Origin of the sequence: uncultured Psychrosphaera sp. (assembly GCF_947500655.1) — a bacterium.
Classification (GTDB): domain Bacteria; phylum Pseudomonadota; class Gammaproteobacteria; order Enterobacterales; family Alteromonadaceae; genus Psychrosphaera.
In genome coordinates this window covers 71,483-83,928 of the sequence record NZ_CANMSK010000019.1, presented here as the reverse complement: position 1 = coordinate 83,928, position 12,446 = coordinate 71,483, and the positions used below count along the sequence as shown (strand labels likewise).

At 39.3% G+C, this 12,446-nt stretch carries 9 protein-coding genes and 1 tRNA gene; 2 read left to right on the top strand and 8 right to left on the bottom strand.

All coding sequences use genetic code 11. The features are described from left to right. The first annotated feature begins 621 nt into the window (after positions 1–621). Positions 622–698 (top strand) — tRNA-Asp (locus Q0940_RS14450). A gap of 414 nt (positions 699–1,112) precedes the next feature. Here Q0940_RS14450 and Q0940_RS14445 read toward each other — a convergent pair. Genes Q0940_RS14445 through Q0940_RS14410 form a run of 8 tightly spaced genes read right to left on the bottom strand, consistent with a single transcriptional unit; the run spans position 1,113 to position 11,775 of the window. Continuing rightward, positions 1,113–1,916: a sterol desaturase family protein gene (locus Q0940_RS14445; RefSeq protein ID WP_299269987.1), complete on the bottom strand. Its 804-nt coding sequence runs from the start codon at positions 1,914–1,916 to the stop codon at positions 1,113–1,115. Then, on the bottom strand, positions 1,909–2,550 hold the full coding sequence (locus Q0940_RS14440; protein WP_299269984.1) for a CDP-alcohol phosphatidyltransferase family protein: 642 nt from the start codon (positions 2,548–2,550) through the stop codon (positions 1,909–1,911). Before Q0940_RS14440 ends, Q0940_RS14445 begins: the two co-directional genes overlap by 8 nt. Positions 2,551–2,575: 25 nt before the next feature. Beyond that, positions 2,576–3,220, bottom strand: a complete 645-nt coding sequence (locus Q0940_RS14435) for an ATP-binding cassette domain-containing protein (RefSeq protein ID WP_299269981.1) — start codon at positions 3,218–3,220, stop codon at positions 2,576–2,578. A gap of 41 nt (positions 3,221–3,261) precedes the next feature. Next, complete coding sequence (locus tag Q0940_RS14430) at positions 3,262–4,983, bottom strand: ABC transporter permease subunit (protein WP_299269978.1); 1,722 nt, start codon at positions 4,981–4,983, stop codon at positions 3,262–3,264. Continuing rightward, the gene (locus Q0940_RS14425; RefSeq protein ID WP_299269976.1) at positions 4,967–6,328 is read right to left on the bottom strand and encodes an ABC transporter substrate-binding protein; all 1,362 of its coding nucleotides are present in this window, start codon (positions 6,326–6,328) and stop codon (positions 4,967–4,969) included. Before Q0940_RS14425 ends, Q0940_RS14430 begins: the two co-directional genes overlap by 17 nt. Then, positions 6,315–7,217, bottom strand: a complete 903-nt coding sequence (locus tag Q0940_RS14420; protein WP_299269974.1) for a DUF547 domain-containing protein — start codon at positions 7,215–7,217, stop codon at positions 6,315–6,317. The genes Q0940_RS14425 and Q0940_RS14420 overlap by 14 nt, the downstream gene beginning before the upstream one ends. 1 nt (position 7,218) lies before the next feature. Further along, the gene (locus Q0940_RS14415; RefSeq protein WP_299269971.1) at positions 7,219–9,390 is read right to left on the bottom strand and encodes a bifunctional TVP38/TMEM64 family protein/FAD-dependent oxidoreductase; all 2,172 of its coding nucleotides are present in this window, start codon (positions 9,388–9,390) and stop codon (positions 7,219–7,221) included. A 33-nt stretch (positions 9,391–9,423) separates the two neighbouring features. Then, complete coding sequence (locus Q0940_RS14410) at positions 9,424–11,775, bottom strand: TonB-dependent receptor (RefSeq protein ID WP_299269968.1); 2,352 nt, start codon at positions 11,773–11,775, stop codon at positions 9,424–9,426. Between the two features lie 186 nt (positions 11,776–11,961). Here Q0940_RS14410 and Q0940_RS14405 point away from each other — a divergent pair, with 186 nt between their 5' ends. Then, positions 11,962–12,378: a hypothetical protein gene (locus tag Q0940_RS14405; RefSeq protein WP_299269965.1), complete on the top strand. Its 417-nt coding sequence runs from the start codon at positions 11,962–11,964 to the stop codon at positions 12,376–12,378. Positions 12,379–12,446: the final 68 nt, after the last annotated feature.

The window sequence follows — 12,446 nt, the reverse complement described above, 5'->3', positions numbered from 1 at the left end:
GCGGTAGTTCAGTTGGTTAGAATACCGGCCTGTCACGCCGGGGGTCGCGAGTTCGAGTCTCGTCCGTTCCGCCACTTTTGAGTTGAATTTTAGATAAAAGTTATAAGAAAGATGTGTTTGTTTTGTAAAGCGAACTCGCGACGTAGTCGCACTTTTTTTGGTAGATCAGGAGTCTCGTCCGTTCCGCCACTTTTGAAAATTCATTTTAAAAACAACGAAAATTGATTAATCCCCCTTAATCACATCTTCAACGGATGTAAAACCTACTTCTGCGGAGCTGTAGTTCAGTTGGTTCGGCTTTTATGAAGAGCAGCGGCCTGTCAGGTCGGGTTTCGAGTTAGAGTCTTGTTTGTTCCGCCATCTTCAACGGATGTAAAACCTACCACTGCGGAGCGGTAGTTCAGTTGGTTCGGCTTTTATGAAGAGCAGCGGCCTGTCAGGTCGGGTTCCGAGTTAGAGTCTTGTTTGTTCCGCCATCTTCAACGGATGTAAAACCTACCACTGCGGAGCGGTAGTTCAGTTGGTTCGGCTTTTATGAAGAGCAGCGGCCTGTCAGGTCGGGTTCCGAGTTAGAGTCTTGTTTGTTCCGCCATCTTCAACGGATGTAAAACCTACCTCTGCGGAGCGGTAGTTCAGTTGGTTAGAATACCGGCCTGTCACGCCGGGGGTCGCGAGTTCGAGTCTCGTCCGTTCCGCCATTATTTCCTAGTTATCTCCTAATATTAAACATACTCTATAAGTATTCAGTTGCGAAAGAACTCGCGACGTAGTCGCACTCTTTATATAAAAAGCCTGAGTCTCGTCCGTTCCGCCATTATTTCCTAGTTATCTCCTAATATTAAACATACTATATAAGTATTCAGTTGCGAAAGAACTCGCGACGTAGTCGCACTTTTTATATAAAAAGCCTGAGTCTCGTCCGTTCCGCCATTAGTTCCAAGTTATCCTCTTGTTTTTAATATTTCCCTTTAGTTTTTAAATAATTCTCAATTAGTTCCATTTTTATTCATGATTTTTTGCTAATTCCGCCATCTTCAACAAACGTACCACCTATTTTTCGAAGCGGTAGTTCAGTTGGTTCGGCTTCTTTGACCTTGAAGATATAGTCTTTGCTACTTTTTCTTAAACGGCATGATCAATAAGCCTAGGAGTGAGGCGTTTTGTTTGGCTTGAGGGTATTCAATTAAGCCAATGTCGAGTTTGTCATCGGTTTTAGTCGCGCTATCTTTATAACTACCAAACAGTTTATCCCACCAAATAACACTAAAACCATAATTTGAGTTGGTTTCGTTAACAATTTGACTGTGATGAATACGATGTAATATTTGAGTCATCAATATTAGTCGTAGCGGCTTCTCTATGGCATCAGGTAAGCGTATGTTGGCGTGGTTGAATAACGCCAAGCCGTTTAATGTTATTTCAAATATAAGCACTGCAATGGCAGGAACGCCTAATGCAGTTACTGCAACAAACTTTACCACTATGCTAATAACAATTTCAATTGGATGAAAGCGCAGACCTGTGCTGGTATCTACATGGGCATCGGCGTGATGTACTTTATGTAAACGCCACAACAAAGGCACTTTATGGAATAACCTGTGTTGCCAATAAATTAAGATATCTAACAGCAGCAGACTCAAAACAATAATTAACCAACTTGGAATATCCAGCGTCAGCTGTAATTGATTGAATAAACCTATGCTCTGCTCTGCGTTGTACAACGCAACTGCGGTTAAGCCAATTGGAATAACTAATCTTGCAAACAATGATGAGGTAAATACTAAGCCAAAATTAGCCAGCCAACGTTTAGTATTTTTAATCGGGGATTGGCGTGCAGGCAGTCGCCATTCAAGTAACATCATAATTACTAGAACGCTAAAAAAGAACCCAAGTCGCCACCATACTTCGTTAGTCATTTGCTACCTTAGTTGCTTCTTCTTGCTGCTTAAGTGTGTGATAACCGCTGTGAATACGAGTGAATATAGTAATCGCACACAGCACTGCAAAAATACTGGCTAACAAAACAAAATGCTGTGGCCAAATACAAAAAGCAATAAATAATGCGATAGTTTCAGTGCCTTCGGCTAAGCCATTTAAGTAATAAAAGCTTTTGTACTTAAATTGCGGTTTTTCTAATTTGAATTTTTCGGCGGAAATAGCAAAAGCTAAAAAGCTTGATCCCGTTCCAATAAAGGTGGCGAGTAAGATAGAACCTGCCACTGCATTTTGTTCAGGGTTTGCCAAAATAAAACCAAGGGGAACGGCAGCATAAAACAAAAAGTCTAACGTGATATCTAAGTAACCACCTGCACTAGAGCTCTGGTTTGCGTAGCGGGCGAGGGCACCATCTAATCCATCAAAAATACGGTTGAAAATAATAGCGACAAGCGCGCCGTACCATAATTCAAAGGCTAATAATGGCAAAGCCAACATACCAATTAAAAAACCTAGCACTGTAAGTTGATCCGCAGTCACGCCACGTTTGTGTAATAAGCTCACAACCGGAATTAATATTGGTTTGATAACTGGTGTAATAAATTTATCTAACATGTACTTCTCTTGTAAATAGCTCTTATTAATGCCCCTGCGACTGCAGCGTTATGATTTTACCTTGCGCCGCTTCAGCATCGCTATGATCGTGGGTTACCATAATTGCAGGTAGTTTATGTTCACGAATGAGATCAAACACTAACTTACGCGTATCGACACGTAATTGAGTGTCCAGCTTACTAAAAGGTTCATCTAATAAAATTGCTTTTGGCTCACTTAATAACATTCTTAATAAGGCAACTCGGGCTTGCTGCCCACCAGATAAATTATCTGGATGACGTTCAGCCATACCAGCTAAGCCAACTTGTTCAAGCGCCTGTTCTACTTTTTGTTTACGTAGTTTTTTATCGCATTTAGGCATCGCAAACTCAATATTTCCAGCCACGGTTAAGTGTGAAAATAATAGTGCGTCTTGGTATAACACGCCAATATGGCGTAAGTGAGCGGGCAAGTTACTGACGTTTTGATTGTTCAGCAATACTTCACCTGTAGCGTGAAATTCATTAGCAAGTGTGCCCGTTAACCAGTTTAATAAACTCGATTTACCACTGCCAGACGGTCCCATGATTGTTAATATTTCACCGCCATTTACTTGCTCATTTAAGCTAAGTAATAATTGTTCTTGACGAAACAACTCTAAATTTTTGATCTCTAATACAGAGGTTTGCATTTAAAAAACCTTTAATCTTAAAATGTTAACTAGCTGTGCTTTCATCGACGTGCACTTTTAAAGAAGTACTTTGGTAATATCCAAGCGAGTATAAATCCAATTAGTGGCAATGCCATTTGTATGATTGCATAAACCGCACTGGTGCGTCTGCTGGCACCATTTGCCAATGTTACCGCTTCCGTTGTGATGGTGCTAATACGTCCACCGCCAGCCAGTAATGTTGGTAAATATTGGCCAAAGCTAATGGCTAAACCTAATGCTGCTGCAATTAATATTGGCGCAAATAACTGTGGCAGTTTCACTTTTAAAAAAACGTTTCCAGGTGTCGTTCCAAGGCTTGCTGCTACATGTGCAAAACGAGGATCTAAACGTCTGTAACTACTGGTTAGTGACAAAAACACATAAGGTAAAACAAATAACAAATGAGTAAAAACCACATGTGTAAACGTAGCTTGGTTATTGATTAATTGTTGTAACCATACCAAACCAAATAAAAACGCTATGCTAGGCACTAATAACGGCAAATAAATAACTAAACTAATAAACCGAGATACGTTTTTGCCAGTCAGTTGTTCAGCCTCTAAACATAATAAAGCCAAGATAATAGCCAATGCAGTAGTTATCACACCAATCACTAAACTATTAAATAATGGCTCGCTCATTTGCATCATTGCATTTTGAAAATGTGATAATACAAATTGATCTGGCATAGCCGCAGGGAAGCGCCAAAATCCAGCAACCGACCACATTACTAAGCCAATTAATGCCAATATTATAAAGCCAATCACTAAGGCGGTGATTAGTCCTGTTAATTTTTGCCAAAAAACACCTCCGTACTCACGTTCACCATTAGTGAGTAAATGGGAGAAAAAATGCTTAATAGTTTTTTCGCCGCCAACCCATAACGCAAGTAAACCACCGGTAACCAATAATTGTAATAAAGCGCCAGCGGAAGCTTTAATACGTAAATTTAAGTCAACATCACTAAACCAATGCATAATTGCAACTGCAAGAGTCGGCGGTGTGTTTGGTCCGAGTATTAATGGCATTTCAACGTTAGCACTCGCATAAGCTAACACAGCTAATGTAGGGAGCTTTAACAGTGGATACAAACTCGGTAATACAACTTTAAAAAAGGCGGTCATAGGACAATAACCTAAGTTAAGTGCGACCTTATGCTGCTGGCGTAATTTTTTGCCAAGTTCTGGTTGAGCCAATACGCCAAGGGCCATTAACAATAAAAATGGTAACTCTTTTAGTGTTAAGCCTAAAATAATACTGATGCCGTAAGGATCATGTGGAAACATGCCATTTGGCGCTAATTCCCATCCGGTTAACCAAGGTGATAATAAACGTGAAAACATGCCCGAGGGCGCAATTAAAAATCCAACGGCAATAGCTGCAGCGGCATGAGGAATAACGAGAATAGGGCTAAGTAAATGCTGAATACGGTTAAGCCAAGGGCTGTTAAAAAAAGACGCTAAGATCATTAACGTAATAACAAAGGCAAGTAAGGTACTGACTAATCCAGTGACGATACTCAATATCACCATTTTACCTATGCCAGGTGTTAACCATAATTCTGAGAAACCTTGTAAATTAAAACTATACTGACTAAGTGCTGGCGCCCAACCAAAGGCAGGAAGCAATACACTTATCAGCCCACCTAATACCGGCAATATTAATAATGCCAGTAAAAAACGCGGACTGAATTTTACAATACGGGTAAACAAGTCAGGCTTGATGTTAGGAGTCATGCTCATTGCTTGCCTCCAAAAGCCTAACGCCATAACGAGATTGCCAACCTGTTAAGATTGCTTCAACCCAGCTTGGATGAGGCTCGCTCAAAGTCCGTTTAATACTGTTAAACGGTAATGCACTTGGATGTGGCGTTTGGGTTTTAAATAAAGCTTGTTGCTCTGGGCTTAATGTTGTTGGAATAATTACGCTTTTATCGCCCCAAACACTCGGCGTTTGTTTGTGGGCTTGTGCTTCTGGGCTTAATAGAAAGTTAGCGACTAGCTGCGCTGCTTTAGGTTGGCTGGCGTTATAAGGAATTGCCACAAAATGTGTATTACTTAAGCTGCCATCCTCCATAGCGTAACTGCGAATACTCTTTGGCAAATCAAAACGTTGAACAGCAGCAGGAACTTCTGGAGCAGAAAAAGTAAAGGCTAAGCTTAACTCTGTGTCATCTACTAAACGGCGCATTTGTGCGCCACTTTGCATAAAATGCTGGCCGTGTCGCCACAATGTAGGGTGTAATTGATTTAAGAAATCCCACAATGGCGTTAGCACTAGTTTGCTATTTTGTTCGTTAGCCACTTGGTTTAATTGTGCTTTTATTTTTTCATCACTTTTTTCATGCAAGACCACTAACGCATATTTTAAAAAGCTCATGCCTAAATAATCAGGTGGTTTTGGGTAGCTGAAACGTCCAGGATGCTTAGCGCTCCACTTTAGTAACTGATCTAATGTCGTTGGCAATTGATTATTGGCTGAACCATCAATAGCAAGGTTGTCGTAATAAAAGGTAAGGGATGCTTGTCCCCAGGGCGCTTCCATCCCTTTCGTTGGAATACCAAAGTCAAAGGTGACTGCTGGGTTATTCTTGGGATCTGTATATTTGAAATTAGGTAATTTATTTGCCCAGTTAGGTAATAATAATGAATGCTCACTCATGGTGGCAAAGTTAGCGCCATTTATCCAAACTAAATCAACGCTGCCTTTATGGTTATTACCAGCTGATTTTTCAGCTAAAACTCGGCTTACCGCTTCACTGGTATCGCTGAGTTTTACGTGGTGTAAATTGATATTGTACTTAGCTTGAACTTGCTTTGCAGCCCATTGAATATAAGCGTTGATCTGAGCGTCACCACCCCAAGCATAAAAATAAACATTTGGATTTTCATCTAGCTTTTTACTCTCAATAGACTCAGCCGTTATTGAAGTTGAAAGTGCAGAGGTTGAAACTGCCGAGCTTGCAAGTACGGAGTTAGGCCAAAATGCACAGCACAAAACAAATATAAATAGGCTCGTATAAACAAAAAAAGCGACAATGCCAAAGCGGTGCCGCGTGTTTAATTGCCAACATCTAGTTAATGGCATTTAAGTCCCAGTTGTAATCTAAAAAGTTAATATCCATATTATCGCTTCTAAGTGTTTGTTGCTGAGCTGTGTCTAGCTTTAATTCATTAGAATATAGCAAAAGGAACTCTTGCAAATTTGTCGCACCTTTAAAACCTTTTTCAAAATCACCCTTATACCATTTAAATATTGAAGAAAGGTTTACGTCATTACTTTTGGCAAAGTTACGTGATTCATCTGATAAAAAACGTACAGTTTGTTGTTGTAACTGTGTTTCTAACATCTCAGCCGTATAAGCTTCTTCACGTAGTGCAGGGCAACCAATACTGGCACAGTTTACGGCAAAATGAATGCGGGGCTCGTTGTATTTAGACTTGCCTATATTTGTGACTCTTGTATCAACCGCACCGCGAATTAAACCATGTTCAATATCATCAAGGCTCAATATTTCTCCAAACAAAGGTATGAACTCTTTACTCCAAGGTGAACTAAAAAGACTACCTAAATCCCTAATTGATTTAAGGTTTGGGTATTTTTTAGTTTGGTAGTTACTGACAATCAGCTCAACCGTCCATGCATTATAAGCATTGATTAAAAAAGCTAATTGTTTAGGTTTTTCCCAGTCATTAAATTCACTTTTGCTTATCACGCTTAATGAGTTTAAATATGCTTTTAACTGACTATGTTGTGCTTTAAAACCTGCGTAATTAACAGCTGTACTGTGGCCATTATTAATGGCCACCACATTGTCATTTAATAATTTATCCCACACCGCATGCATATCACTTTCCATACTGGCTTTAGCCGTTACTTCAACGTCAGCTTGAGCTGTACTTGCAAACACAGTTGTAAGCAAAACCGCACTTAGAAAAGTATTGATAACAGCATTAATAAAAAGTGATTTGATCATATTAGCCTCTACGCCAAGTGTGGTATTTTTCTAGTAAGTTAAGTACTTTTTCAGGTGCATGGTTACGTTTCCACTCACCCGCTGCGTATTTATTGCCTTCCGCCCATGTAGGGTAGCTGTGAATTGTACCTAATATTTTATTCAGTCCTAAGCCATGTTTCATCGCTAATACAAATTCAGCAATCAAATCACCAGCGTGTTCAGATACAACCGTCACACCTAATATCTTGTCTTTACCTTTTGGCGTAATGACTTTAATAAAGCCTTTAGTCGCACTGTCGGTAATGGCGCGGTCTAGTTCTTCAAATTCAAAACGAGTGATTTCAAAGTCGATGCCTTTATCTATCGCATCTTGTTCATTTAAGCCAACACGTGCTACTTCTGGATCAATAAAGGTAGTCCATGGAATAACGCGGTAATCTACTTTAAACTTTTTAAGGTGGCCAAATAAACCGTTTACTGCCGCGTACCAACCTTGGTGAGATGCAACATGGGTAAATTGATACGGACCTACAATATCACCGGCGGCAAAAATGTTAGGGTAAAGTGTTTCTAAGTATTCGTTAGTAACAATAGTACGATTGGTTTCTATGCCAAGCTCTTCAAGGCCATAACCTTTAAGGCGAGCACTACGACCAACGGCACATAACAGTTCGTCGTATTCAATCTCAACTTCTTCATCTTTACTATTATCTTCACTAAGGCGTTTTACAATAATGAATTTTTTACCATCACGCGCTTCACAACGAAGTGCTTGGTGTGATGTTAATATATTAACACCGCTTTCTGTTAAAGCTTGGTGTGCAAAAGTAGACACTTCAAGATCTTCTTTGATCATGATGCGCTCAGCCATTTCAATTTGTGTCACACTTGAACCCAAACGAGAAAAGCTTTGTGCTAACTCACTACCAATTGGACCGCCACCAAGAACAACTAGCTTTTTAGGCGCTTCGTCTAACTCAGAAAATTTGCTCCATAACGTATCGCTTGTTACATAACCCGTTTCTTCAATGCCCGGAAGAGGTGGAACAAATGGACGTGCGCCAGTGGCAATAACAATGGTACGTGCTGTTAGTGTTTGTGTGCAGCCGTCATTAAGTTTAATTTCAACAGTCCACGGGTCAATTAACTTACCGTAGCCTTTAACAACTTCTACACCTAAGTCAGTGTAACGTTCTACGCTGTCGTGCGGAGCTATATCAGCAATGACTTTATGTACACGTGCCATTACTTTTTTGAATGAAAATTGCGGCGTTGCATTTTCAAGACCGTAGTTTTCACCGTGGCGAATTTGCTCAGCAATTTTTGCACTTTTAATAACGGCTTTACTTGGAACACAACCGTAGTTTAAGCAGTCACCACCCATTTCACCGGCTTCAATTAAGGTAACTTTTGCTTTAACTGCCGCTGCGATGTAACTAGTTACTAAACCGCCAGCACCAGCACCAATAACAATCATGTTACGGTCAAATTGCTTAGGCTTAGTATAATTTTTGTAAACACGACGTTTTTTAAACACGTTTAATATTCCTTTGGCAACAAGTGGAAAGAATCCAAGCAATACAAATGACATGATCAAGTTAAACGATAAGATGTCATCAGGCTTGTCAATTTGAGCTAATTGCGTACCAGCGTTAACATATACAAACGTTCCTGCTAGCATACCTATTTGGCTTACCCAATAAAAAGTCCATGATTTGATAGCGGTAACACCCATCAGTAAGTTAATTACAAAGTACGGGAAGACTGGGACCAAACGAAGAGTTAATAAATAAAATCCACCTTCTTTTTCAACACCAGCATCAATAGCGGTAAGACGCTCAGGGAAGCGTTGTTTGATGTAATCACGCAATAAATAGCGAGACGCTAAAAACGCTAACGTTGCACCAATTGTTGATGCAAATGAAGCCAATAATAATCCTTCACCTAAACCAAATAGAGCACCTGCTGCCAGAGTTAATATTGCAGCGCCCGGTAAAGAAAGGGCTGTCACTAAAACATACATTAAAAAGAATGCTCCAATAACAAGAAGTGGTGACTGGGCTTTATAGTCACTAAATTGATCCATTGAGCCTTTTAGGCCATCAAGTGTGAGTAATTGATTTAAATCGAAATGAAAGAACAAGCCTATAGCAGCCCCTGCAATCAATAGTAATAATATCTTTTTAATCATGTATCTCTCTTTAAATTGTTCTTTATATTTGTATTAAAAAATATGGGTAAGGGTTAATTTTGCGTTAATTGGTAACTCAGGAAACACTAAAGTTGCGCCAAAATAACCACCTTCAAATACTGGACGCCAGTTTTCTTGATTTGTTACGTTATTTACATCTAAACGTAGTTTTGTATTAGATGTAAATGCATAGCTGCTGTTTAGGTTGAACGTGTGTTGATCACGGATATTAACCGTCGCCAAAAAGTCCAGCGGATAACTCTTAGTATAAAGACCTGAGAAACCTATTTGCCATTTCATATTAATTGAGTAATTTCCGTTAACGCTGAATGACTGTGGCGGAATGCCTTGTAAAGTTTGGTTTGATGCAGCAAAAACAGTGTAACTTGGTGCACCCACACTGGTACCATTTACTATGTCTGGACGTGAATTATCAAAGGCATCTATTACTTGGGATGAGTCTTGGGCACTTGTTGAGTCATCATAGGTTGCATCAATATAGCTATAGCCTGCGCTTACCCAATAAGGATAGGAGTCATAAAATACTTGAGCTTCAAAGCCATTAGTCACGATACCAGAATTACTACCATCTCGATTACGCAAACTACGTTTTTGGCTAAATAATGCGGCGTCGGCATACCAATTGTTATCACCCGGGGCGTATTTCAAACCAAGTTCAAGCAAGGTGTTCTCAGTAGCAAAGTTTTGTTCGCTAATGACATTGTCACCATTAAGTGCGTTTCCGCCAGCCATACTGTTTGATGTCGCTTCGTTGTAACTTGAAGCCGCATAGGTTGTGAAGTCTTGATTGATTTTGTAGTTTGCACCTATTTGAACCGAGTGCAGAATCTCATTAATATCATCACGGACGGCTATTTGTCCTTCTGGCGCAATAGGATCTTGGGCGTGAACATCATAAAAATCGGCACGATAGCCAATGTTTATATGCACAGTGTCTGACCAATATGAGTCATGCTGAATAGCCAAACCGGTTTGCCATGACGTCGAGTCTGTGGTGTCAGACATATTAAAATCACCAACACCGTCATTATCAATATCGTACTGACCACCAGGGGATACAAATACGCCTGGGCGAAGTTCCACTAGACGTGCTTGTTGTTGACTTGTTAAAGGAATACGGCGATTTGAAAGTGGGCCTGTTAAATCAATCGGTAAATCCGCTTCTGTGGTAAATTGGCTGTAACCTAAAACGTCATTGTAACGTACATCAAAGGCTAAAATTGTCTGCTCTTTGTCATTCCATTGGTACGATAATTCTGTACGATTTTGTGCTGTGTGAGCCGCATCAATAATTTCAACAAAACTGTTTTGTGCAATGCCTTCACGCTCTAAGTGCTGAAAGTACGATATGTTTTTAACGGATAAGCTATCAGATAGTTCTCGTTTATAAATACTGTGAATTAAATAAGTACTGGCATCGTTTAAATTATCAGGGTCAGTGAGTACATTACTACGGTCAATAACAACTTGTCCGGTTGGTGAAATAATTGAACCTGCCGCTGGTACTGTGCTGCCATTACTTTGTACACCTTGACCTGTGATATATAAACCGTGATCAATTAATGCTTGTGTAGGGCGGTTAATCCCTGCGTTATCTGTGAATTCAATTTGGTATAATTCAAAATTGATATCCCAACTGCTTTTATCGTCCGGTAATATATTTAATGCAAAAAATAAGCTATCGCTTTCTGTACTAGAAAAGTCATAAAAACTGCCATTATCAATATGCTCAGCACTGACTCTAAAGCCAATTTTATCTTTTATAATTGGCGCTGCGTAATCAATTAATAGACGGTATTGATCCCAACGACCTGCAGATAAACTGATTTTGCCTTTCGTTTCATAGGTCGATGCTTTTTTAGAATGTAAGTTTACAAAGCCACCATTACGTTGGCTTGAGCCAAACAATACGGTTGGCGCGCCTTTTACTACGTCAATTTGTTCAATTGAGTTAAATGACAGGGGTATACCAAAACCATTGTTACCCGCTTGACGACGAGTTCCGTCTTGAAATAATTCACCAAGTTGTCCGCGAATAGTTGGTAAGCTCGGCGCTCCAAAGCCACTGGCTGCGTATGTATTAGGACTTACCGCAAGGACATCTTGTAAGGTGGTAATATTAAGTTGTTCTATTAACTCGCTGGAAATAGGCGTTAACGAACGGGAGATATCTTGTAAAGCCAAACCGTCACCAAATGGACCGTCTACTTTTGCATCTTTAACCGATAATCCTTGAGATTTAGTTGCTTGAGCTACCACTTTAATTACTTCAATTGATTCATCATTTACTTTGTCTTCTGCACTCACAGTAAACGGTATCTGTAACGCTGCGAATATTGATAAGGTTAAACATGCAAGCTTCAAATTTTTACTCTCTACAATTATTTTATGATTAAGCATAGATGTTAAGACCCAAACCCGTGTAAATAAATTTCAAATCACGGCAGTATATTTTTAAAATGACAATTATGAAAAATTATTTTGAAATAAAAAAAGTAAAGTCACGGTCTTAGTTTTTGAATCGTTATTAATTTAAATTTTAGGAATATTATGAGTAGTACAATAAATTCAGATGTAAAAAACCGTTTAGAGTGGTCGTTACTTTCATTACGTTTAGGCGTGTTTATCGTAATGATAATGTGGACATTAGATAAATTTGTTACCCCAGGACATAGTGCTAAAATTTTTGAACACTTTTATGGCATAAGCGGCTCAACTGATATGGTTGCTTATATACTAGGTGCACTTCAATTAGTGTTAGTTTTTGCATTTGTTGCTGGTATTCAAAAAAGAATAACTTACGGTGCGATCTTTGTAATGCACGGTTTATCAACTTTATCGTCGTATAACCAATACATTGATGGTTTTAATAACTTATTATTCTTTACTGCATGGCCTATGTGGGCAGCATGTTTTGCACTTTACTTGTTACGTGATCAAGACGTTAAATACACAGTTAAACTTTAGTATTAGCTCCCTTCACTAATGATGAAATGTTAAAAGGCTATATATTGATAATATATAGCCTTTTTATT

What these genes read in the sequence shown, in the direction of transcription:
- Q0940_RS14435 (WP_299269981.1), bottom strand. Translation starts at nt 3,220, where the DNA reads ATGCAAACCTCTGTATTAGAGATCAAAAATTTAGAGTTGTTTCGTCAA.
- Q0940_RS14405 (WP_299269965.1), top strand. Translation starts at nt 11,962, where the DNA reads ATGAGTAGTACAATAAATTCAGATGTAAAAAACCGTTTAGAGTGGTCG.
- Q0940_RS14445 (WP_299269987.1), bottom strand. Translation starts at nt 1,916, where the DNA reads ATGACTAACGAAGTATGGTGGCGACTTGGGTTCTTTTTTAGCGTTCTA.
- Q0940_RS14440 (WP_299269984.1), bottom strand. Translation starts at nt 2,550, where the DNA reads ATGTTAGATAAATTTATTACACCAGTTATCAAACCAATATTAATTCCG.
- Q0940_RS14415 (WP_299269971.1), bottom strand. Translation starts at nt 9,390, where the DNA reads ATGATTAAAAAGATATTATTACTATTGATTGCAGGGGCTGCTATAGGC.
- Q0940_RS14420 (WP_299269974.1), bottom strand. Translation starts at nt 7,217, where the DNA reads ATGATCAAATCACTTTTTATTAATGCTGTTATCAATACTTTTCTAAGT.
- Q0940_RS14425 (WP_299269976.1), bottom strand. Translation starts at nt 6,328, where the DNA reads ATGCCATTAACTAGATGTTGGCAATTAAACACGCGGCACCGCTTTGGC.
- Q0940_RS14430 (WP_299269978.1), bottom strand. Translation starts at nt 4,983, where the DNA reads ATGAGCATGACTCCTAACATCAAGCCTGACTTGTTTACCCGTATTGTA.